The following is a 22175-nucleotide window of genomic DNA, read 5'->3' as shown; positions in this document are numbered from 1 at the left end:
GGTATGGGCCGGTGACACAGGAGCTTTAACGATGAGTGTTCTTACAAGGTCCGTCTTGCCGGTTCTGCTGCTGGGCAGCCTGTTGACCGGTTGCGCCACCCACAGCGATGGCACCGCTCCCCTCAATCAACGTACCTGGCCGATCTGCAGCCTTATTGGCGGACTGGTCGGCGGCGGTCTCGGCGCGCTCGAAAGCAGCGGTTGGGCCGGCGGTGGCGCTGCGCTGGGGATCCTCACCGGCGGATTGATCTGTTACGCCCAGGATGGCGATGAAGACGACGACGGCGTGTTCGATCGCCGCGACCGTTGCCCCGATACCCCGGCCAACACCCCGGTCGACCACCGTGGCTGTCCGCTGCCGCAATACCCGGTCACCGAGAAACCCGCCGAACCGGCCCCGCAAACCGAAGTCATCACCCTCAATGATGCCGGCAACGTGCTGTTCGATTTCGACAAGTCCGATCTGAAACCGGCTGCGAAAAGCCAGCTGGACACGCTGATGGACAAACTGCGCAATGCCGACGTGGTCAGCATCAAGGTCATCGGCCACACCGACAGCAAGGGTTCGGACGCCTACAACCAGGCGCTTTCTGAGCGTCGCGCCAGCAGCGTGGCGGAATATTTGCTGAGCCAGGGCCTGGCGCCGAACAAACTCACCAGTGAAGGGCGCGGCGAGAGCGAGCCGGTCGCCGATAACGACACGGACGAGGGGCGTGCGCAGAACCGTCGGGTGGAACTGCACATCAATCGTTAGGATGCGTCTGTAGTCCTCAGGCTAGAGCTGTCGGTCGATGATCATCGTCGAACCGGCAGCCATCCGGCAGTGGTCCGGTTTTTTTCATTTTTCCCTCTGGCTTATCCCCAGCAGAAGCCGTTACTGTGCGCCCAAAGAATAATTCGCAACACGGGGGAGCGTATGAAGGTGTTCTGTGGGCTGGGGCGATTGTTGACCCTGCTGTTCTGTTGCGTGGTGCTGGCCAATCAGCTGGTGCCGTTTGTTCATCCGCTGCACCTGCTGGTCAATCTGGCCGGTGGCCTGCTGCTGGCGATCCACGTCCTCGAAGTGCTGCTGTGCAATCACAGCCTCAAGGGGCGTCAGCACCCTTGGCGTGACCGTGGCCGCATCCTGCTGTTCGGCGTATTCCACCTGCAAACCATCCCGGCCCCGGCCGCTCCGGAGGCTTCCCATGCGTAAACTCTGCCTGCTCGCTGCATTCATCAGTCCTCTGGCCTGCGCCCAGGTGGTCAGCGTCGAAACCAACTCCCTGATGCGTTTGCCGAACACCGCCAGCACTTTGCAGCTGGAAAAACTGGTGGTCGCCGATTACGGCACCTTGCTGATTCCCTCGAACGTGACCGAGCTCAATGTCGGCGAACTGCAGCTGGGCCACGAAGCGCGCATTGCCATCGTGCCAAGCGAACAGGCGCTGGATATGAAAGTCATCCGCGCCGAACTCGCCGAAGGCAGCCAGATCACCGCCCGTGGCGCACCGGGCACGTACGAAAAAGCCGCCCGCGCCGGGCGCAATCTGAATCTGCAATTCAAGGCGTTGAATGCGCCGAAGCTGGTGGTCGATGCCCGTGGCGGCACCGGTGCGCCGGGTTTTTTCGGGCTCGATGGCGCCAACGGCCAGGAGCCGGGTTGCACCTGGGGTCAGGCAGGGCACGGTTTTGATGGCAGCAACGGTAGCGATGGTCAGCCGGGAGCACCGGGCGCACTGGTGCGTCTTGAAGTGCCGCGCGAATTTCCGGCCGAACTGATCAAGGTCGAAGTTGCTGGCGGTGCCGGTGGCCCGGCCGGTCCAGGCGGCAAGCCGGGGGCGGGTGGCAAGTCCAAGGGCTGCCTGGTCTATCGCGCCGACGGCGGCAAGAGCGGCAAGCCGGGGGCTGACGGGCAGCCGGGGCCTGCGGGGGCGGCGGGGTCTGTCACCGTACAGCGCCTGTAATCGATTGCTCCCACCTTCTACGTTGATCGTTCCCACGCGGAGCGTGGGAACGATCAGGTAAAACGCGCTTGTCAGAACGACGGGCGGGCAGCCGCCACGGCTACCAGCACCACTCCGACCAGCAGATTGAACCCCACCACCTTGCGAATCCGCCCCAGCACCGCCGCACCGGCCGGCCAGTCCTTGGCCTGCACCGCCGCGCGCAGTTCGGGCAGCATCAAGGCCTGAATCCGGATGAACAGCGCGGTCATCACCACATACAACCCCATCATCACCTGCACATAACGCGGCGCGTTGTCGAAGGCGATGTGTTGCAGATGCAGCATGCCCACTCCGGTCACCGGCAGCAGAATCACCGCCCCCCACACCCAACGAAAAAAACCTTGAAACACTTCCACCCAGAGCGTCAGGCGCCCGGGACCGTCCAGGGCCTTCATCGCTGCAGGGCGCAGCACCATCCAGGCGAAAAACATACCGCCGACCCACACCAGCGCGGCCAGTACATGGATGGGGTAAACGAGGCTAAAAGGTGTCATTGGGGTACTCCGATCTGCGCAGGATTGATTCGCGGGGTATGATAGCCCCCCATCCGAACCACTGAAAATTTATCCAGCGTTTTTTGCGCCCGACACTCAATGATCAGCACTGAACTCAAAACCACGATCCAGGGCGCCTACTCGCGTTTTCTAGAGGCCAAGAGCCTCAAGCCGCGTTACGGCCAACGCCTGATGATCGCTGAAGTCGCCAAGGTCCTCGGGGATATCGACACCGACGAAGAAGGCCGGCGCAGTGGCGACCCCGCGATCGTCGCGGTGGAAGCCGGCACCGGTACCGGCAAGACCGTGGCCTACAGCCTGGCGGCGATTCCGACGGCCAAACTGGCCGGCAAACGCCTGGTGATCGCCACCGCCACCGTCGCCCTGCAAGAGCAGATCGTCTACAAGGATTTGCCCGACCTGATGCGCAACAGCGGGCTGAACTTCAGCTTCGCCCTGGCCAAGGGCCGTGGTCGCTACATGTGCCTGTCCAAGCTCGACATGCTGCTGCAGGAAGGCCACGCGCAGACTGCCACGGCCCAGCTGTTCGAAGAAGAAGGTTTCAAGATCGAGGTCGATGAGGCCAGCCAGAAGCTGTTCACCAGCATGATCGAGAAGCTCGCCGGCAATAAATGGGACGGCGACCGCGACAGCTGGCCCAACGCGCTGGAAGACGCCGACTGGGCGCGCCTGACCACCGATCACAGCCAGTGCACCAACCGTCATTGTCCGAACTTCGGCCAGTGCGCCTTCTACAAGGCTCGCGAAGGCATGGGCAAGGTCGATGTGATCGTCACCAACCACGACATGGTGCTGGCCGACCTGGCACTGGGCGGCGGGGCGGTTCTGCCGGATCCGCGCGACACCATTTATGTGTTCGACGAAGGCCACCACCTGCCGGACAAGGCCATCGGCCACTTCGCCCATTACACGCGCCTGCGTTCCACCGCCGACTGGCTGGAAACCACCGCCAAGAACCTCACCAAACTGCTGGCCCAGCATCCGCTGCCGGGCGACCTCGGCAAGCTGATCGAGCAGGTGCCGGAGCTGGCGCGGGAGATCAAGACCCAGCAGCAGTTCATGTTCACCGCCTGCGAACAGATCGCCGACTTCAAGCCCGGCGAAGACGTCGAAGGCCGCGAGCGTCCGCGTCACCGCTTCATCGGCGGGGTGATTCCCGAGCACATGCGTGAGATGGGCATCGAGCTGAAAAAAGGCTTCGCCCGCCTCAACGACCTGTTCACCCGTCTGACGGATTTACTCAAGGAAGGCATGGACGGCGAGGTCAACATCGGCATCGCCAGCAATCAGGCCGAAGAGTGGTATCCGCTGTTCGGCAGCCTGTTGTCCCGTGCCTCCGGCAACTGGGAATTGTGGACTGCGTTCACCGCCGAAGACCCGGAAGAGAGCCCGCCGATGGCCCGCTGGCTGACCCTGGCCGAAAGCGGTTCGCTGTTCGACATCGAGGTCAACGCCAGCCCGATCCTCGCCGCCGAAACCCTGCGCCGCAGCCTGTGGAACGTGGCCTACGGCTGTCTGGTGACTTCGGCGACCTTGACTGCACTCGGCACGTTCGACCGTTTCCGCATGCGCGCCGGTTTGCCGAAAAAAGCCGTCACCGCCGTGGTGCCGAGCCCGTTCCATCACGCCGATGCCGGTGTGTTGCGGGTGCCGGACCTGAAGGCCGACCCGCGAGATGCCGCCGCCCACACCGCCGCGATCATCCGCGATCTGCCGGAACTGGTCGAAGGCTCGCGCGGCAGTCTGGTGCTGTTCTCGTCGCGCAAACAGATGCAGGACGTTTTTGACGGCCTCGACCGTGACTGGCGCAAGCAAGTGTTCATTCAAGGCAACCTGTCGAAACAGGAAACCCTGAACAAGCACAAGGCGCGGGTCGATGGCGGCGATTCCAGCGTGCTGTTCGGCCTCGCCAGTTTCGCGGAGGGCGTGGACTTGCCCGGCGCCTACTGCGAACACGTAGTGATCGCCAAGATCCCGTTCTCGGTACCGGACGACCCGGTCGAAGCCGCACTGTCGGAATGGATCGAAGCCCGGGGCGGCAATCCGTTCATGGAAATCTCGGTGCCCGACGCCTCGCTGAAGCTGGTCCAGGCGTGCGGCCGTCTACTGCGCACCGAAGAAGACCGCGGCACCATCACCTTGCTGGATCGGCGGCTGGTGACCCAGCGCTACGGCAAGGCGATCCTCAATGCGTTGCCTCCTTTCCGTCGTGAAATATCCTGAGACATCGGTGGGCCGTTTCGCCCGCCGCGTTGTCTATCTCTCTGTCATTGCTTTTCCATTGGCCCTTGCGGGTCGTTAGGGAGAATTCCGTTCTCATGATTCGTCGTTCGTTGCCTGCCGTTTTTGCCCTGGTTTTCGCTGCACCTTTATTCGCAGCACCTGCCGGCCAGCAGACCCTGTTCAACTTTGTCCGCCCCGCCGATGTGGTGAAAGTGGCGACCGAAAACGCCGATTTGCCACAAGCCAACGCCGAGCAGACCCCCGAGGGTGAAGTGCTGCGCCGGGTGACGTTCAACCCGACGGCCCGCCCGACTTTGCGTCTGTCCCCGCAGACTGGCGCCTGGGACTGGTCGCAGTCCGGCATGATGAGCCTGCGCATCCAGAGCGCGATGAACTGGGCGGTGACCGTCTACGTGCAAATCCAGAGCAACGATGGCAAGACCCTGGTCAGCCGCGTTGACCTGCCGGCCGGTCCGGCGCAGACCCTACTGGTGCCGTTGACCCCGACTTCGCCACTGAGTCAGGGCATGAAGGCCGGGCCGGTGATGCCGATGACGATCGACGGGCAGCGCGTCCTGCTGGCGAGCAGCAGCGGTGAGCTGGATCGCAGCCAGGTGGTATCGGTCAGTCTGTCGATGGATCAACCGAAAGCCGCGCAAAGTCTGTTGCTCGAGCGTTTTGGCGTGCAGGACGAGGGCGAATTGATCAAATCCGCCTATGGCCATCTGGTGGATGCCTATGGCCAGTCGACCCGCGGCAAGTGGCCGGAGAAAGTCGCCAATGACGAACAACTGAAATCCGCCGCCGCCAAAGAACAGCAACAACTGAACACCTGGCTGGCCGAGCGCGAAAAGTCCTCGCTGGACAAGTTCGGTGGCTGGAGCAAAGGCCCGGCGTTCAAGGCCAGTGGTTTCTTCCGTACCGAAAAGCGTGACGGCCGCTGGTATCTGGTGACGCCCGAGGGCCATCCGTTCTATTCCCTGGGCGTGAACACCGTCAGCCCCGAGGTCAACCAGACCTACGTGGCCGGCCGTGAATGGATGTTCGAATCCCTGCCAAAACCCGAAGAGCCGCTGGCCAGCCATTTTGGCGAGGGTGACAACCGTGGCGGCAACGGCGCGGATCAGGGCCGTGGCTACAACTTCGGGCGTTGGTACGACTTCTATGGCGCCAACCTTCAGCGCCTGTATGGCGAGCCATGCACCCCGGACAGCGGCAACAAGGCCGGTGTCGCCGAAGCCGCCAAGGCTGGCGCCGCAGAAGAGGCGGCAACCAACGCCCGTGCACCGGTAGCCGCCTCCGAACAGCCGAAAGCCGGGGTCGCCGAGTCGGCAGCCACCAGCGGGCAAAGCGCTGCGACACCGTGCAAAAACACCGTCGACGAACAAAAGTGGGCCACTCACACGCTTGATCGTCTGCAAGCCTGGGGTTTCAACACCGTCGGTAACTGGAGCGCCCCCGTCCTCGGTGACGCCGAGCGCCTGCCGTACACCTTGCCGCTGTCGATCGTCGGCGATTACACCAGCATCAGCACCGGTACCGACTGGTGGGGCGGCATGCCTGACCCGTTCGATCCACGTTTCGCCATGGCCACCGAACGCGCCGTGGCGATTGCTGCCCGCGATCATCGCGATGATCCATGGCTGATCGGCTACTTCGCCGACAACGAACTGGCCTGGGCCGGCCCCGGCGATGATCCGAAATCCCGTTACGCGCTGGCCTACGGCACCTTGAAAATGACCACCGACGTCCCGGCCAAACGCGCGTTTCTCAAGCAGTTGCGCGACAAGTACCGCAATCAGGCGGGGCTGTCGAAGGCCTGGGGGATTGATCTGCCCGCCTGGGAATTGATGGAAGATCCTGGGTTCGAGGCGCCGCTGCCAAATCCGGAGCATCCGCAAATCGAGGCTGACTTCAAACACTTCCAGAAGGTCTTCGCCGACACCTACTTCAAGACCATTTCCGACTCGCTGAAATGGCATGCGCCGAACCAGTTGCTGCTCGGTGGCCGTTTCGCCACCAGCACCCCGGAAGCCGTGGCGTCCTGCGCCCAGTATTGCGACGTGCTGAGCTTCAACATGTACACCCTGCAACCGCAGGACGGTTATGACTTCGCCGCGCTGCGCAGCCTCGACAAACCGGTGCTGATCACCGAATTCAACTTCGGCTCCACCGACCGTGGTCCGTTCTGGGGCGGCGTGACCCCGTTGAGCAAGGAAGAAGACCGCGGCCCGGCCTACGCCAACTTTCTCAAGCAGGCGCTGAGCGAACCGTCGATTGTCGGCGTGCATTGGTTCCAGTATCTGGATCAACCGGTGACCGGGCGCCTGCTCGATGGCGAGAATGGTCACTTCGGCCTGGTCGGTGTCACCGATTTGCCATTCCAGGGTTTTGTCGAGGCCGTGCGCAAGAGCAACCTGGCGACCGTCGATCAGTTGAGTAAAGAGGCGCAGAAGGCGGCTGCCGCAGCGGACAAGACCGGCCACGAAGCTGAAGGCGGCCGTAAGGCTGATGCCGGCAAAGGCCCGGGGCAGGGCGCAGGCCACACCGGCGGGCATTCCGGCAACGGTCACTGATCATGACTGAAACCTGAAGACCGCCCGGCCCGCAGCGGTTCCCAAAACCCTCACGGGCTGGAACAATGCGGGCCACTTTGTAGAGCGTTTTCACGGGGGAGTTGCGGGTGCAGATTCAGGGACATTACGAGCTTCAATTCGAAGCGGTGCGCGAAGCCTTCGCCGCACTGTTCGACGATCCTCAGGAGCGCGGCGCCGCGTTGTGCATCCGGGTCGGCGGAGAAACCGTCCTTGACCTCTGGTCCGGCACCGCCGACAAGGACGGCGCCGAGGCCTGGCACAGCGACACCATCGCCAATCTGTTCTCCTGCACCAAGACCTTCACCGCCGTCACCGCGCTGCAACTGGTGGCCGAAGGCAAATTGCAGCTCGATGTGCCGGTCGCCCGTTACTGGCCGGAATTCGCCGCTGCGGGTAAAGAGTCCGTCACCCTGCGCCAACTGCTTTGCCATCAGGCCGGCCTGCCGGCCCTGCGCGAATTGCTGGCGCCTGAAGCGCTGTATGACTGGCAAACCATGGTCGATGCCCTTGCAGCCGAAGCTCCGTGGTGGACGCCGGGCACCGGTCACGGCTATGCCGCGATCACCTACGGCTGGCTGATCGGCGAATTGCTGCGGCGCGCCGACGGTCGTGGGCCGGGGGAATCCATTGTGGCGCGGGTCGCCAAGCCGCTGGGGCTGGATTTTCATGTCGGTCTGGCCGACGAAGAATTCCATCGCGTGGCGCACATTGCCCGTGGCAAGGGCAACACCGGCGATGCCGCCGCCCAGCGCCTGCTGCAAGTGACCATGCGCGAGCCGACGGCCATGACCACCCGGGCCTTCACCAATCCGCCGTCGGTGCTCACCAGCACCAACAAACCGGAATGGCGGCGCATGCAGCAACCGGCGGCCAACGGCCACGGCAATGCGCGCAGTCTGGCCGGGTTCTACGCCGGTCTGCTCGACGGCAGCCTGCTGGAAAGCGAAATGCTTGATGAGCTGACCCGCGAACACAGCCTCGGCGAGGACAAGACCTTGCTGACCCGTACCCGTTTCGGTCTTGGTTGCATGCTCGATCAACCCGACGTGCCGAACGCCACCTACGGCCTCGGCCCGCGTGCATTCGGCCATCCGGGTGCAGGCGGTTCCATCGGTTTTGCTGATCCGGAGCATGATGTGGCCTTCGGATTTGTGACAAATACCCTTGGGCCGTACGTCTTGATGGATCCGCGCGCGCAGAAGCTGGCACGGGTGCTTGCCACTTGTCTGTAAAGCCTCGCCCAGGGTTCCAGGGCCGGAACCTCATGGCGTTTTTTGTTTCAAAGCGTCTGTTTATCCGGGCGAAAGTCCTCTGATTGTTCACTACTTCTTTTTGTGGGTTTCCAATGTCGTCCAAACAAACTCTCGCCCTGGCCCTGTGTTTCGCAATCACCGGTTGTGCACAGACTCCGAAGACCGACGCCGATGGCGGCAGCTGGTGGCCGTTCGGCTCTTCCGACAAAGTCGCAGCCAAGGAGTCGGCTCCGGCGCCTGCTCCGTTGAAACCGGCCGCTGCGGCCCCTGTGGCCAAGGCCGAGAGCAGCAGTCCCTGGTACTGGCCGTTTGGCTCGGACGACTCGGCTGACAAGGCTGAAGTAAAAGCTGAAGTCAAGACCGAGGCCAAACCGGTCGAAGTCGCCAAGGCCGAGGCCGCCAAGGGCGGCAAATGGTGGTGGCCGTTCGGCGGCAAGGAGCAGGACACGGCCAAAGTCGTGCCGATGCCCGATCCGAAAGTGACTCAGGCGTGGCTGGATGACTACGAACCGCGCCTGCGCACCGCGATCAAGGACAGCAACCTGCAACTCGAGCGCCTTGAAAACGTGCTGGTCGTGACCGCGCCGGTGGAAGGCTCGTTCAACCCGGATCGTCCGGCCATGTTGCTGCCGGTGACCCTCGGTCCGTTCACCCGCGTCGCGAAAATCCTCGAAGCCGATCCGAAAACCGCCGTTCTGGTGCTCGGTCACAGCGATACCAGCGGTGCCGCTCCGGCCAACGTTAAGTTGAGCCAGGAACGCGCCCAGGCTGTGGCGGCCATCTTCCGTCTGAGCGGTCTGCAACGTGATCGGTTGATGCTGCGCGGTATGGGTTCCGAAGCACCGCGTGCAGCCAACGACAGCGTTGAGGGCCGTGCCCTGAACCGCCGTGTCGAACTGCTGGTGACCCCGCAGAACACCATGGTCGCGCTGCTGAGCAAATACAACATGCCCGCACCCAAGCCAGTGACTCTGGTCGCGGCCCAGGACGTCAAGCCTGCTGCCAAACCGGTGACCCCGGCGCCGGCTGCGAAGAAAGCTGCCGTACCCGCCACCAAGAAGGCCCCGGCCAAGAAAGCCGCTGCCAAGGCTCCAGCGAAGAAGGCCCCGGCCAAGGCTCCGGCGAAAAAGACCGCGCCCGCCAAAGCCGCTGCAACCGACAAGAAAGTCGCTGCGACCGATACCACCAAAAAGTGATCCGCTAACGAAAAGGAATGCGCCGTGACCCAGTCTCTGGCAGATATGCGTCGTGATTACACCCGGGATGGCCTGACCGAGGCGCAAGCCCCGGCCGAGCCCTTCGCGTTGTTTCACCAGTGGTTCGCCGAAGCGGTGAAAACCGAACAGGCGCCGGTGGAAGCCAACGCGATGACCCTGGCCACGGTGGATGCGGACGGCCGTCCGCATTGCCGCATTCTGCTGCTCAAGGGCCTGGACGAGCAGGGCTTCACCTTCTTCACCAACTACGAAAGTGCCAAGGGCCAGCATCTGGCGGCGAACCCGTTTGCTGCCATGACATTCTTCTGGCCGACCCTTGAGCGCCAGGTGCGCATCGAAGGTCGGGTGGTGAAGGTCACGCCTGAAGAGTCGGATGCGTACTATCAGGTGCGACCGCTGGGCAGCCGACTCGGCGCCTGGGCTTCACCGCAGAGCCGGGTGATCAACGGCCGGGGTGAACTGGAAGATTTGCTCAAGGCGACCGAACAGCGCTTCACCGACACTCAGCCACACTGCCCGGAGCACTGGGGCGGCTACCGCTTGCTCCCCGAGCGCATCGAGTTCTGGCAGGGCCGCGCGAGCCGTCTGCACGATCGCCTCAACTACCGTGTGCAGGGCGCCGGCTGGATTCTTGAACGTCTGGCACCTTAAGCAGTCTACCGAGCGGGATAGCCTGCCGCAGCGGCTTCGAGCCATTTCGGCAGGTCCCGGCGCTTGATCTTTTGCGAATGAGCCTGCTTCAGCCGTTCGAGCATGAAGGCACGTTTGTCTTCATCCTTGCCCGCCAGTGACAAGGCAAGGTCGCGATCCATCCAGCGTTTGATCCGTACATACAGCCACCCGTGGAAGTACAGACCGGCGGCAGTGGTGACGACAATGATGAAGTAATCCATGGAAATCCTTGGGTCGACGGCGCAGGAAACGGAATTTGGCGCTACTGTTGGGTGAGTTCGCGGGCGCCTGTACCGGGCCTGAATGAAAGCAATTTTATCCGGGCGACGCCGTGACAGGCGTCAAGCTGCGGAGTTTAATGAATACCTGTCCTTTGGAGTTGATGCTATGCGTAAGTCTGTTCTGCTGGTTGCTTCCTTTTCCACGATGGCGATGTTGCTGACCGGCTGCCAGTCGAGCCTGACCGGTGACTCCTACTCCCGTGACGAAGCGCGTCGCGTGCAGACGATTCGCATGGGCACGATCGAATCCCTGCGTCCGGTGAAAATCGAAGGCACCAAGACCCCGATCGGCGGCGCTGCCGGTGCAGTGGTTGGCGGTGTCGGCGGCAGTGCCATCGGCGGCGGCAAAGGCAGCATTGTGGCAGCCGTTATCGGTGCCGTGGCCGGCGGCCTGATCGGTTCGGCCACTGAAGAAGGTCTGACCCGTACCCAGGGTGTTGAAATCACCGTGCGTGAAGACGACGGCAGCATGCGTGCCTATGTGCAGCAAGTGCAGGAGAATGAAGTGTTCCGCGTGGGTGAGCGGGTACGGATTTCCACCGTTGGCGGCACCAGCCGCGTTTCGCACTAAGCGCAAACAAGCGGTAAAAGAAAACCCCGATCAGGTGACTGGTCGGGGTTTTTTGTTTGGTGTTCACCAGTGATCGCGGTAGACGAATGCGATTTGGTAGTCATAAGAAGATGAATCAATGACGTGCTTAAAGTGCGGTTGGAGAATACTCACCCAGTGCGAGAGCAAATCGAATCCGCCGTTGTTTATATTATTTTCAATTGGCATGCCGAGTGATTCGATTACAGAGCCGTCGTCACCGAAGTCTTTCGTTAATTCCTCTCCTACGCCCAGTTCGGTTTCCTTGTCATACCATTCGAGTCTGGCTTTCAATCCCATAAATCCCTCACAAATACTTTTTGATGCTTCGCTTTTTCCCTTTAGGGGGGGCTAGTTGCTTGCCGGTTCTATGGTCGTAAGAACCCAAATGATTACCGTCACTCGCTCGATAGACCTCAAGCTCGCCGTGAAGAAAGTCCCATTCATATATCGTCCTCCCTTTTGCATCTATCCAGCGATCCCGGAGGCCACCCGAGTACGGGGTTTTCTTTTTCGCTCTCCTCAATCCTGGAAATGCGGTGATTTCGTCTGTCTCAGGGGCTGGGTGGTAGGTGTGACCAGCCTGGGCTGTCCCATGGCCGCGTACATTTAGAACAATATAAAGCGGCTTAACCCCAGAATCCGCCGGAAACACCAATATGAAATCCCGATACTCCGGTGGATGAACCGGATTCACCAGAATCCCGTCCGCCGCTTTCGTCGGTGGGTACACCCAGATATGCGGTGCCTGCGGAGCAGCCTCCAGTGCCGGAATACCGAGGATGTCGGCCCCGTCTACAGCTGGCGTCCAAACCAGCTCAACACCTTCGCCAAGGTCTGCAATAAACCGGCTACCGCGTGCAGCGAACTGCACCACATCAACCATCTCCCAATCGCGATTCTTGCCGGTGTAGAAGCCGTAACCCTTGAGGCTCCCGTCGGCCTGCTGTTCAACGCGCAAGCGCACGCGGGTTCGGGCCTGTTTGAGGGCGAGCAACTGGTCTTCGGTGTAGAGCGCGCTGTCGCCCAGGTTCGAGGGCATGAACATCGCCACTAAACCGAGCAGTGGGGTCGCGACAGCAGCAGAGGCCATCGCGGGCAATGCCTTGAACGCCTCACCGGCAAGGGCAAAAGTGCCCAGCCCCGCAGGAATGGCCGTGCCGCTGATTTTCTTGAGCTCAACCCCGCCGCTGTCATCGACCTGACGGCCACCGAGCAAAATCAGCTCGCCGTAGTCCTTCAGGCTGTCAGTCGGCACCATCCCCGACGGATTTGAGTAATCGATGATCGCGTCCGGCAGCTTGCAAGACTTGGCGAACACACAGCCCGCGCGCACCGGCTCAGGCTTGTTCGCCGCCACCTCGCGGCTGCGCTCGAAGGCGTCCTGCCTCGCCAGCATGGCGTTGTACTTGTCTTGTCGGTCTTGCTGATCGGCCAGTTCGGTGGCCGTCATATAGCGGTAGGTAACGTGATGCCCGTCGCCTGCCGGTGGGTTGGGAACCCGGGGAATGTCCTTTTGAACAGCCACTGATTGTCCTTTCGTTCATGCATCGGCAGCCCCTCGCAAGGGGCTGCACGACGTTAATGAAGCAGGAAAATCGTGGCTGTAGGATGCGTCTCTAAAGACGTGAGGATTGTTCGCTACAGCTATCGCAGCGCGGTGTTCTTTCTACTTGCCGCCAATGTCACCGCATAACCGATCAATGCCGCAAACACCGAGCCGGTGAGAATGCCCATCCGGTCCATCCCGGCGTATTCGCTGGAGCCCGGCACAAAGGCGAGGGAGCCGACAAACAGGCTCATGGTGAAGCCGATCCCGCAGAGAATCGCCACGCCCAGCACCTGACCCCAGTTGGCGCCCTGGGGCAGGGCGGCGATGCCGATTTTTACGGCGAGCCAGGTCAGGCCGAACACGCCGAGGGTCTTGCCCAGCAGCAGGCCGACGGCGATGCCCATCGGGACGTGGTGGGTGAAGCTTTCGGCGGTCACGCCGGTCAACGACAGGCCGGCGTTGGCGAAGGCGAACAGCGGCAGAATGCCGTAGGCGACCCACGGGTGCAGCGCGTGTTCGAGGGCCAACAGCGGCGAAGGCTCGGCGTTTTTCGTGCGCAGCGGGATGCAGAACGCCAGGGTCACGCCGGCCAGCGTCGCGTGGACACCGCTTTTGAGTACGCAGACCCAGAGGATCAAACCGATGATCATGTACGGCCCGAGCTTGACCACGCCGAGCCGGTTCATCGCCACCAGCGCTGCGATGCACGCGGCCGCCAGGCCCAGCGACAGGGTCGAGAGTTCGCCGGAGTAGAAGATGGCGATGATCACGATGGCACCGAGGTCGTCGATGATCGCCAGGGTCATCAAAAACAGCTTCAGCGACACCGGCACCCGCTTGCCGAGCAAGGCCAAGACACCGAGGGCGAAGGCAATGTCGGTGGCGGTCGGAATCGCCCAGCCGTCGAGGGCGGCCGGGTTGTCGCGGTTGAGGAACCAGTAGATCAGTGCCGGCACCAGCATGCCGCCGATCGCCGCCGCACCGGGCAGGACAATCTGCGACGGTTTCGACAACTGGCCGTCGAGCACTTCGCGCTTCACTTCCAGGCCGATCAGCAGGAAGAACAGCGCCATCAGGCCGTCGTTGATCCACAACAGCAAGGGTTTGGCGATCTTCAACGCGCCGATCTGCGCCACCACAGGGGTGTCGAGCAGGCCGCTGTACAACCACGACAGCGGCGAGTTGTTGATGATTAGAGCCAGAATGGCCGCGGCGATCAGTAACAGACCGCTGGCAGCTTCCAACTGAAAGAAACGCGTGAAAGTGCTACGCAGAGGCAAGGTCGCTCTCCATCGATAAAGTCAAAAGGTGGGACACCCTAACCCGTACCGTTAGTTGTTAAAACAAAAGTTATATTCTTTTTTGTTATATATGGTTACAAGAGCGCCAGGCCGACATGCAGCAGAGCCTAGCAGTTGCCCAAGGGATTGAAGCTCAGCTGTATCTGTTGGTGCTGCAGGTTTTTTCCTAAGCTTGGGGGCTGAGCCTTTGAAGGCACTTCTGCCCGATTCACGAGAACAAACAGTCATGAGCGACAACCGACAGTGGGCCCGCGAAGCCATCCGGATCATCGAAGCGGACTTCCAGCGCAGCGCCGACACCCACCTGATCCCCTTGCCGCTGCCGGGTTTTCCGGGCATCGAGTTGTATTTCAAGGATGAATCCAGCCACCCGACCGGCAGCCTCAAACATCGGCTGGCCCGTTCGCTGTTTCTCTACGCCTTGTGTAATGGCTGGCTCAAACCCGGCGCACCGGTGATCGAGGCGTCCAGCGGTTCGACGGCGATTTCCGAAGCGTATTTCGCGCGGATGCTCGGCCTGCCGTTCATTGCGGTGATGCCGGCGACCACCTCCAGGGAAAAGATTGCGCAGATTGCGTTTTACGGTGGCCAGAGTCATCTGGTGGACGATCCCACGCAGATCTACGCCGAATCCGAACGCCTGGCCCGGGAACACGACGGTCACTTCATCGACCAGTTCACCTATGCCGAACGCGCCACCGACTGGCGGGCGAACAACAACATCGCCGAGTCGATCTTTCAGCAGATGCGTTACGAGCAGCACCCATGCCCGGCCTGGCTGATTTCCAGCCCCGGCACCGGCGGCACCACCGCGACTCTCGGTCGTTACGTGCGTTATCGCCAGCACTGCACCCGCGTGCTGTGCGCCGATGCCGAACGTTCGGTGTTCTTCGACTACTACCAGACCGGCGACGCCAGCCTGCGTCTGGACCACGGTTCGCGCATCGAAGGCATCGGCCGGCCACGGGTGGAAGCGTCGTTCCTGCCCAAGGTGATCGATGCGATGGTCAAGGTGCCGGATGCGTTGTCGCTGGCGGCCATGCATTACCTGGCGCAGCGGTTGGGGCGGCATGTGGGCGGGTCGAGCGGGACTAACCTGATCGGCGCGCTGATGACGGCGCAGCAGATGAAAGCCGCGGGGGAGTCGGGCTCGATCGTGGCGATTCTGTGCGATGGCGGCGAGCGTTACGCGGACACCTATTACGATCAGGCGTGGCTCAAGGCGCAGGGCTATGAGCTGGATGGATTGATGACGGCCGTGGCCGCGAGTGCCGAGCAGGGTCAGGCGCTGCCGGCCTCGGTTCTGCGCGCCAATATCTGACGCCGAAAACGACTGAGGGAGCGAATTCGCTCCCTCAGTCTTTTACAGTGTTTCAGGTCGTGCAGATCAGTCTTTCAGACCGAGAATGTCACGCGCCACGGCTTCCGCGATACGAATCCCGTCAACACCCGCCGACAGGATCCCGCCCGCATACCCCGCGCCTTCACCGGCCGGGAACAGACCTTTGACGTTCATGCTCTGCAGCGCCTCGTTACGCGTGATGCGCAGCGGCGACGAGGTGCGGGTCTCGATACCGGTCAGCACTGCATCATGCAGCGAATAACCGCGAATCTGCTTCTCGAACGCCGGCAGTGCTTCGCGAATCGCTTCGATGGCGAAATCCGGCAGGGCCAGGGCCAGATCGCCCAGTGCCACGCCCGGTTTGTACGAGGGTTCGACTTCACCCAGCTCGGTCGACGGCGTGCCATTGATGAAGTCGCCGACCAGTTGCGCCGGCGCCTTGTAGTCGCTGCCGCCGAGGATGAAGGCGTGGGATTCCAGACGCTCCTGCAACTCGATCCCCGCCAACGGGCCGCCCGGATAGTCGACTTCCGGAGTGATGCCGACGACGATGCCGGAGTTGGCGTTGCGTTCGTTACGCGAGTACTGGCTCATGCCGTTGGTGACCACGCGGTTCGGCTCGGAGGTCGCCGCCACCACGGTACCGCCCGGGCACATGCAGAAGCTGTAGACCGAACGGCCGTTCCTGGCGTGGTGCACCAGCTTGTAGTCGGCGGCGCCCAATTTGGGGTGGCCGGCGTATTTGCCAAGGCGTGCGCGGTCGATCAGCGATTGCGGGTGCTCGATGCGGAAACCCACCGAGAACGGCTTGGCTTCCATGAACACGCCACGGCTGTGGAGCATGCGGAACGTATCGCGGGCACTGTGGCCCAGCGCCAGGATCACGTGTCTGGAGTGCAGGATTTCGCCGCTGGCCAGCTCGACGCCGACCAGTTGGCCGTCTTCGATCAGCACGTCGGTGACGCGCTCCTGGAAGCGTACTTCACCGCCCAGAGCGCGGATCTCTTCACGCATGGTCTCGACCATGCCGGTCAGACGGAACGTGCCGATATGCGGCTTGCTGACGTAAAGGATTTCTTCCGGCGCACCGGCCTTGACGAACTCGTGCAGGACTTTACGGCCGAGGAACTTCGGATCCTTGATCTGGCTGTACAGCTTGCCGTCAGAGAACGTGCCCGCGCCGCCTTCGCCGAACTGCACGTTGGACTCGGGGTTGAGCACGCTTTTGCGCCACAGGCCCCAGGTGTCCTTGGTGCGCTGGCGCACTTCGGTGCCGCGTTCGAGGATGATCGGCTTGAAGCCCATCTGCGCCAGCAACAGGCCGGCAAAGATACCGCACGGGCCGAAACCGACCACGATCGGGCGCTGGCTCAGGTCGCTTGGCGCCTGGCCGACGAATTTGTAGCTGACATCCGGCGCCACGTTGACGTTACGGTCGTCGGTGAACTTGCCCAGCACCTTGGCCTCGTCGCGCACTTCGAGGTCAATGGTGTAGATGAAGCACAGTTCGGAGGACTTTTTGCGCGCATCGTAGCTGCGCTTGAACAAGGTGAAATCGAGCAGGTCATCGCTGGCAATGCCCAGGCGTTGCACGATGGCAGCGCGCAGGTCTTCGTCGGGATGGTCGATCGGCAGCTTGAGTTCGGTGATTCGTAACATGACAGGATCCGGTTCGCGGGGCGCACAACTGCGCCAGGGCGTTTGAAGGCGGCGATTATAAGCCGCATCGGCCGGATCCCGTGAGGGTAAAACGATCAGTCGTTACGCGAACCGCCGAAATACCCACAACCACGCTGCACCTGGCCGTCGATGCGCAACTCGGCGCTCATGTGCTGCACGCTGCCGGTGCTGCTGTCGACGCAGCGCTGCGGCGCCACCCACAGCTCGATGCGCTGGTTGTTGGCTTCGCTGCTGAGGTTGAAGCGGCCATCGCCCAGTTGTTCTTCGACGTAGGGGACGGCGAGCGGCGGCTGGCCTTCGCGGTCGATGACCAGGCCCTTGCCGCTGACCTTGACGTTCCATTCCGGACCATGGCCGGCGGCGCGCAGGATCAACTGCTTGAAGTTGGGATCGTCGCAGGCTGTGCCGGAGCGTTCGACACGATAGAGCCGGGTCAGGTCGAGGCGGTCGCCGGCGATCTTCCCGCGCACGTCGGCGAACAGCTTGCCCTGCTCATCGGCAAGGGTGGCGGCCTCCTGCAGGACGCTGGTGCCGCCGATATCGTTGACCACGTACTGGCGCTGCTCGCCACAGGCCTGGAACACCAGTTTGCCGTCGGCAGCGGTCAGTTGCCCCTGCATTCGCGTCTGGCCGACGTGGGAGGCGCTTTCCCGCGCGCCATCGAACAACTGGCACGCGGCAAACAACGGGAGCAGGGCAACAACGATCAGGGAACGGGCAACACGCATCTTTGGCTCTCCAGACAAGTGCCGCCACGTTACGCAGGCTGACCGTTCATCACAAGGGTTTAGCCCACGTGAAACGTCTGACCTGTCTGCAAGCCTTCGACACTCTTGGCGTAGGCCAGTGCCACATCCGCCGCAGGAACCGGCTTGTAGCCACGAAAGTACGGGGCGTAGCTGCCCATGGCCTCCACCAGCACGGTCGGGCTGATCGAATTCACGCGCAGACCGCGTGGCAGTTCAATGGCGGCGGCACGCACGAAGCTGTCGAGTGCGCCGTTGACCAGTGCAGCCGATGCACCGCTGCGGATCGGGTCGTGGCTGAGCACGCCGGTGGTGAAGGTGAACGAGGCGCCGTCGTTGGCGAATTCACGGCCGATCAGCAGTAGATTGACCTGGCCCATCAACTTGTCTTTCAGCCCAAGGGCGAAGCTGTCTTCGGTCATGTCACCCAGCGGGGCGAAGGTGACGTTGCCGGCGGCGCAGACCAGGGCGTCGAACTTGCCGGTCTGTTCGAACAGCTTGCGGATCGATGCGCTGTCGCTGATATCCACCTGGAAATCGCCGCTGCTGCGACCGATACGAATGACTTCATGACGCTGCGACAGCTCTTTGTCCACCGCCGAACCGATGGTGCCGCCGGCGCCGATCAACAGAATTTTCATCGTGATTGCCTCAAGTGATTGAACGAGGTTGCAGTCTAGAGTGGTTTTTTCCGCTGATAAGCGCGCTAATGGGCAACCTTTGGTTTTCAAATGGAAACAATCCATGAGCGAGATGGATGATCTGGCGGCGTTCGCGGTGTTGATCGAGGCCGGCAGTTTTACCTTGGCGGCGCAGCAACTGGGGTGCAGCAAGGGACAGTTGTCCAAGCGCATCAGTCAGCTGGAGGCGCGGTTTTCTGTGGTGTTGCTGCAACGCACCACGCGCCGGCTGAGCCTGACGGCGGCCGGTGCGGCGCTGTTACCGCAGGCTCAGGCGCTTGTCGTCCAGGTCGAAAAAGCGCGTCAGGCATTGGCGCGATTGAAGGACGACATGGCAGGTCCCGTGCGTATGACGGTTCCGGTGTCGCTGGGGGAAACCTTCTTCGACGGACTGCTGCTGGATTTTTCCCGGAAATACCCCGAAGTGCAGATCGAACTGGAGCTGAACAACAACTACCGCGACCTGTCCCGCGACGGCTTCGATCTGGCGATCCGCACCGAGGTCGCCAATGACGAGCGACTGGTGGCCAGACCGCTGCTGGCCTGGCAGGAAATGACCTGCGCCAGCCCTGTGTATCTGCAACGTTTTGGCGAACCGCTGACGCCGCAGGCACTGGCCGAACATCGCTGCCTGCTCAACAGTCATTACAGCGGTCGCGAGGAGTGGCTCTATCACCAGCAGCACGAACTGCTGCGGGTAAGGGTGTCGGGGCCGTTCGCCAGCAATCACTACAACCTGTTGAAGAAAGCCGCACTGGCCGGCGCCGGGATCGCTCGCCTGCCGTCCTATCTGCTGCAGGCGGAATTGGCTGATGGCCGATTGCGCTGGCTCCTTCGCGATTTTCAGACCCGACGCATGCCGATGTACCTGGTGCACTCGTATCAGGGCGGGCTACCGAAACGCACTCAGGTACTGGCGGATTATTTGATCGGCTGGTTCAAACTCAGCGGCGAAGCGCTGGACCGGTTGTAGTGCCGGGCGATCAGGTGATCGATCGACACTTTGCCCGGTCCGGTCGCCATCAGGTACAGCAACACCGCCATCCAGGTGCCGTGGGTCGGGTAGGCATCCGGATACACGAACAGTTGAATGGTCAGGGTCATGCCCAGCAATGCCAGCGCCGAAAAGCGTGTGGCGAAGCCGATCAGGATCAGGATCGGGAAGAAATGCTCGGCAAACGCCGCCAGATGCGCAGCGATTTCCGGTGACAGCAGCGGTACTTGGTATTCGCTCTTGAAGAGCGGAATCGTCGAGTCGGCCAGACGCGGCCAGCCGAACTCGAAGGTGCCATCGATCAGGTCGACGGCCAGCCCTTCGACCTTGGTCTGCCCGGACTTCCAGAATACCGCTGCGATGGAAAAACGCGCGATGAAGGCGATCAGGCTGTGAGGGATTTTTTCCAGCAGCGCGATGGCGCGAGTAACGAAACTGTTCATGACGACACCTTCGGGTGGAAATTGATGATGACTTGGCGGCTGATCAGCAGGGCGAGGGTCTGACTGAGGTCAAAGGCCTCGGCGGATTCCAGCGCCCGGGTCAGTGACAGGCCGGCCTTGAGCTGGCGAATGAACTGGCTGGCGCCGCGCTCCACGGCGAACACCTCGACCTCCAGCCCATTGCGCAGGATCAACGCGTGTTGAGCGTGATGAAGATCGACTCCGGCCAGCGTGGCGTCGTGCTGATGCACGGCCCAGATATCCACCACGGCGAAGTTTGAATCGAGCAGATACAGCGAAGGATGCAGACCGATGTGCAGTTCGTTCAGTGCATCGGCATCTGCGAATACGGCAGCGATCCGCTCCTGACTCAGAGGCAACGCATCGGCAGCGTGGTAGGCCTGCGTGCGCGAGCGTTCCAGCCTCGCGACGTCGGCCAGATAGGGAACGCTCGCGACAGGTTCGAATCCGCTGATGAAGTCCGCCAGCTCACGGCCGTAGTCGCTCATCAACGGACTGAGTGGCGGATGGCTTTGCACGAAAACTCCGGCCATGGCCCGGAAGAATTCGTCACCCACCAACTGCATCACCACGGGATAGCTGTCGGCTAAAGCGTTGATCAACGAACCCTGCACGTTATTGCGGTACACCGCGAAACGGCTGGCCGGATCGGCGCCGTTGGCGCTGCACAAACCGTCGGGGCAGGGCAGGTCGATATCGAGCAATGCGGCGCTGAACGCGGCTTGCGTGCTCATGGCCGACCTCCCGCGCACAGCAACAGTTCATCGGCTTGTTGCGCTTCTGCCAACAGCACGCTGAAGGCCGGCACCTGATTGTCCCGTTCGATCAATGTCGCCACCGGGCCGGTGCGTTCCAGCGCTTGCCGGTACAGCGACCAGACCGCTTGATCGATTGGCGCGCCGTGATCGTCGATCAACAGACGATCACCGAGGCTGTCGGAATCTTCAGCAAAACCCGCCAGATGAATCTCGCCCACCGCGTGCAGCGGCAGTGCGTCGAGGTAAGCCTGGGGATCGCGCTGATGATTGATGCACGAGACGTAGATATTGTTCACGTCCAGCAACAGACCGCAGCCAGTGCGCCGGATGACTTCACGGATGAAATCCGCTTCGTCGATGGTCGAGCGCTGGAACGCCAGATAGGTTGCCGGGTTCTCCAGCAGCATCGGACGCTTGAGGGTGTTCTGTACCTGGTCGATGTGGTCGCAGACGCGGTTCAGCGTCGGCGTGTCGTACGCCAGAGGCAGCAAATCATTGAGGAACACCGGGCCGTGGCTCGACCAGGCCAGGTGTTCGGAAAAGGAGTGGGGTTGATAGCGCTCGATCAGCGCCGCCAGACGTTTGAGGTGCTGAATATCCAGCGGGCCCTCGGCACCGATGGACAGCCCGACGCCGTGCAGCGACAGCGGATACGCCTCGCGAATCAAACCCAGAAAGTGATGAAACGGGCCGCCGGCCACCATGTAGTTTTCGGCGTGGACTTCAAAGAAACCGATGTCCGGTCGTGAATCGAGCACTTCCCTGAAGTGCTCGCTCTTGAGCCCCAGCCCGGCACGGGACGGGAGCCCGCAAAGGGCTGCCCGAGTGCGGCGCAAGGCATGGTCGCAGGATGTGATCATGATCGACACTCGGGCGGCTCCCGGATCAGGACTTGGCTTTGAACGCTTCGAGCTGACCGAAACCGGTCGGCGAGGTTTTGCTTTCGGTGGTGGTGCAGGTGCCTTTCGGAACCAGTTTCCAGGCGTTGGCCTGATGATCCATTTTCGCGGTGCCGGCACAGGTGGTGCCCGCGCCTGCGGCGCAATCGTTCTTGCCTTTCATGGCCACGCCGAAGCATTTTTCCATGTTGTCGTCAGCAGCGTGGGCGGTGGAGACGGCAGCGATGCTCAGAGCAGAACCGAGGGCCAGAACCAGGGCAGTGGCGGACAGGGTGCGGGTGGTAGCAGTCATGATGTTTCTCCGGTTTGAACTTGGGTTTGAACAAGCGATTGCGCTTGCTTGCCCCACTAGAGAAACGACTTGGCGATGCGTTACAGCGATCGGTAAAAGTTTTTTTGCCGGGCACAAAAAAAACGGCCCGAA

Annotated in this window: 23 protein-coding genes; 11 read left to right on the top strand and 12 right to left on the bottom strand. The window is 61.9% G+C overall.

Translation table 11 applies throughout. The features are described 5' to 3' along the window. Nucleotides 1–31: 31 nt before the first annotated feature. The 3 genes from ACKJSM_RS13260 to ACKJSM_RS13250 all read left to right on the top strand — a co-directional run bounded on the left by ACKJSM_RS13260 (nucleotide 32) and on the right by ACKJSM_RS13250 (nucleotide 1946). Nucleotides 32–754 (top strand): OmpA family protein, encoded by a 723-nt coding sequence (locus ACKJSM_RS13260; RefSeq protein ID WP_410237780.1) that lies wholly within the window; start codon nucleotides 32–34, stop codon nucleotides 752–754. Between the two features lie 162 nt (nucleotides 755–916). Then, nucleotides 917–1195: a DUF1145 domain-containing protein gene (locus tag ACKJSM_RS13255; RefSeq protein WP_410237778.1), complete on the top strand. Its 279-nt coding sequence runs from the start codon at nucleotides 917–919 to the stop codon at nucleotides 1193–1195. Next, complete coding sequence (locus ACKJSM_RS13250) at nucleotides 1188–1946, top strand: collagen-like protein (RefSeq protein WP_410237776.1); 759 nt, start codon at nucleotides 1188–1190, stop codon at nucleotides 1944–1946. Before ACKJSM_RS13255 ends, ACKJSM_RS13250 begins: the two co-directional genes overlap by 8 nt. A gap of 71 nt (nucleotides 1947–2017) precedes the next feature. Here ACKJSM_RS13250 and ACKJSM_RS13245 read toward each other — a convergent pair whose 3' ends face one another. Further along, complete coding sequence (locus ACKJSM_RS13245; protein WP_410237775.1) at nucleotides 2018–2482, bottom strand: CopD family protein; 465 nt, start codon at nucleotides 2480–2482, stop codon at nucleotides 2018–2020. A gap of 99 nt (nucleotides 2483–2581) precedes the next feature. Between ACKJSM_RS13245 and dinG the strand changes: the two genes are divergently transcribed. From dinG to pdxH, 5 genes are all read left to right on the top strand, one after another. Next, on the top strand, nucleotides 2582–4726 hold the full coding sequence (dinG, locus tag ACKJSM_RS13240; RefSeq protein ID WP_236181083.1) for an ATP-dependent DNA helicase DinG: 2145 nt from the start codon (nucleotides 2582–2584) through the stop codon (nucleotides 4724–4726). A gap of 95 nt (nucleotides 4727–4821) precedes the next feature. Further along, nucleotides 4822–7302: a beta-galactosidase gene (locus ACKJSM_RS13235; protein ID WP_410237774.1), complete on the top strand. Its 2481-nt coding sequence runs from the start codon at nucleotides 4822–4824 to the stop codon at nucleotides 7300–7302. A 107-nt stretch (nucleotides 7303–7409) separates the two neighbouring features. Then, a complete protein-coding gene (locus ACKJSM_RS13230; RefSeq protein WP_410237772.1) occupies nucleotides 7410–8555 on the top strand; it encodes a serine hydrolase domain-containing protein in 1146 nt (381 codons plus the stop codon). Nucleotides 8556–8668: 113 nt separating this feature from the next. Beyond that, on the top strand, nucleotides 8669–9772 hold the full coding sequence (locus ACKJSM_RS13225; RefSeq protein WP_410237770.1) for an OmpA family protein: 1104 nt from the start codon (nucleotides 8669–8671) through the stop codon (nucleotides 9770–9772). A 24-nt stretch (nucleotides 9773–9796) separates the two neighbouring features. Next, the gene (gene pdxH, locus ACKJSM_RS13220) at nucleotides 9797–10444 is read left to right on the top strand and encodes a pyridoxamine 5'-phosphate oxidase (RefSeq protein WP_236181079.1); all 648 of its coding nucleotides are present in this window, start codon (nucleotides 9797–9799) and stop codon (nucleotides 10442–10444) included. Nucleotides 10445–10449: 5 nt separating this feature from the next. Here pdxH and ACKJSM_RS13215 read toward each other — a convergent pair whose 3' ends face one another. Further along, nucleotides 10450–10686, bottom strand: a complete 237-nt coding sequence (locus tag ACKJSM_RS13215) for a hypothetical protein (protein ID WP_236181078.1) — start codon at nucleotides 10684–10686, stop codon at nucleotides 10450–10452. A 166-nt stretch (nucleotides 10687–10852) separates the two neighbouring features. On the opposite strand from ACKJSM_RS13215, the gene ACKJSM_RS13210 reads away from it, so the two are divergent. Then, nucleotides 10853–11317: a glycine zipper 2TM domain-containing protein gene (locus ACKJSM_RS13210; protein WP_007969461.1), complete on the top strand. Its 465-nt coding sequence runs from the start codon at nucleotides 10853–10855 to the stop codon at nucleotides 11315–11317. Between the two features lie 63 nt (nucleotides 11318–11380). On the opposite strand, the gene ACKJSM_RS13205 is transcribed toward ACKJSM_RS13210, so the two are convergent. From ACKJSM_RS13205 to nhaA, 3 genes are all read right to left on the bottom strand, one after another. After that, nucleotides 11381–11635, bottom strand: coding sequence for a colicin E3-like toxin immunity protein (locus tag ACKJSM_RS13205; RefSeq protein ID WP_410237768.1), 255 nt, complete (start codon nucleotides 11633–11635; stop codon nucleotides 11381–11383). A 7-nt stretch (nucleotides 11636–11642) separates the two neighbouring features. Beyond that, complete coding sequence (locus tag ACKJSM_RS13200) at nucleotides 11643–12863, bottom strand: S-type pyocin domain-containing protein (protein WP_410237766.1); 1221 nt, start codon at nucleotides 12861–12863, stop codon at nucleotides 11643–11645. A gap of 119 nt (nucleotides 12864–12982) precedes the next feature. Continuing rightward, entirely contained in the window at nucleotides 12983–14167 is a 1185-nt protein-coding gene (gene nhaA / locus ACKJSM_RS13195; RefSeq protein ID WP_236181076.1) for a Na+/H+ antiporter NhaA, read from the bottom strand. A 247-nt stretch (nucleotides 14168–14414) separates the two neighbouring features. On the opposite strand from nhaA, the gene ACKJSM_RS13190 reads away from it, so the two are divergent. After that, complete coding sequence (locus ACKJSM_RS13190; protein ID WP_410237764.1) at nucleotides 14415–15509, top strand: PLP-dependent cysteine synthase family protein; 1095 nt, start codon at nucleotides 14415–14417, stop codon at nucleotides 15507–15509. Nucleotides 15510–15575: 66 nt separating this feature from the next. Here the strand turns inward: ACKJSM_RS13190 and ACKJSM_RS13185 are convergent, their stop codons facing one another. From ACKJSM_RS13185 to ACKJSM_RS13175, 3 genes are all read right to left on the bottom strand, one after another. Then, nucleotides 15576–17189 carry an NAD(P)/FAD-dependent oxidoreductase gene (locus tag ACKJSM_RS13185; protein WP_236181074.1) on the bottom strand — a complete coding sequence of 538 codons (1614 nt, stop codon included), beginning with the start codon at nucleotides 17187–17189 and terminating at the stop codon, nucleotides 15576–15578. 95 nt (nucleotides 17190–17284) lie between these two features. Beyond that, on the bottom strand, nucleotides 17285–17938 hold the full coding sequence (locus tag ACKJSM_RS13180; RefSeq protein WP_236181073.1) for a COG3650 family protein: 654 nt from the start codon (nucleotides 17936–17938) through the stop codon (nucleotides 17285–17287). Nucleotides 17939–17997: 59 nt separating this feature from the next. After that, on the bottom strand, nucleotides 17998–18597 hold the full coding sequence (locus ACKJSM_RS13175; RefSeq protein ID WP_410237762.1) for a short chain dehydrogenase: 600 nt from the start codon (nucleotides 18595–18597) through the stop codon (nucleotides 17998–18000). Between the two features lie 103 nt (nucleotides 18598–18700). Between ACKJSM_RS13175 and ACKJSM_RS13170 the strand changes: the two genes are divergently transcribed. Further along, nucleotides 18701–19609 carry a LysR family transcriptional regulator gene (locus ACKJSM_RS13170; RefSeq protein WP_410237760.1) on the top strand — a complete coding sequence of 303 codons (909 nt, stop codon included), beginning with the start codon at nucleotides 18701–18703 and terminating at the stop codon, nucleotides 19607–19609. Here ACKJSM_RS13170 and ACKJSM_RS13165 read toward each other — a convergent pair. The 4 genes from ACKJSM_RS13165 to ACKJSM_RS13150 are packed head-to-tail and all read right to left on the bottom strand — an operon-like array spanning nucleotide 19558 to nucleotide 22043. Further along, the gene (locus ACKJSM_RS13165) at nucleotides 19558–20073 is read right to left on the bottom strand and encodes a DoxX family protein (protein WP_410237758.1); all 516 of its coding nucleotides are present in this window, start codon (nucleotides 20071–20073) and stop codon (nucleotides 19558–19560) included. The two genes, ACKJSM_RS13170 and ACKJSM_RS13165, sit on opposite strands and share 52 nt — an antisense overlap. After that, the gene (locus ACKJSM_RS13160) at nucleotides 20070–20828 is read right to left on the bottom strand and encodes a DUF2063 domain-containing protein (protein ID WP_410237756.1); all 759 of its coding nucleotides are present in this window, start codon (nucleotides 20826–20828) and stop codon (nucleotides 20070–20072) included. The genes ACKJSM_RS13165 and ACKJSM_RS13160 overlap by 4 nt, the downstream gene beginning before the upstream one ends. Further along, complete coding sequence (locus ACKJSM_RS13155; RefSeq protein ID WP_410237754.1) at nucleotides 20825–21712, bottom strand: DUF692 domain-containing protein; 888 nt, start codon at nucleotides 21710–21712, stop codon at nucleotides 20825–20827. Before ACKJSM_RS13155 ends, ACKJSM_RS13160 begins: the two co-directional genes overlap by 4 nt. Nucleotides 21713–21737: 25 nt before the next feature. Next, nucleotides 21738–22043, bottom strand: a complete 306-nt coding sequence (locus tag ACKJSM_RS13150; protein WP_011332799.1) for a DUF2282 domain-containing protein — start codon at nucleotides 22041–22043, stop codon at nucleotides 21738–21740. Between the last annotated feature and the right edge of the window lie 132 nt (nucleotides 22044–22175).

The organism is Pseudomonas sp. PHC1, from assembly GCF_046487845.1.
Lineage (GTDB): Bacteria > Pseudomonadota > Gammaproteobacteria > Pseudomonadales > Pseudomonadaceae > Aquipseudomonas > Aquipseudomonas sputi.
Note: the sequence above shows the minus strand (reverse complement) of the source record. Positions and strands in the feature narration are given on the sequence as shown.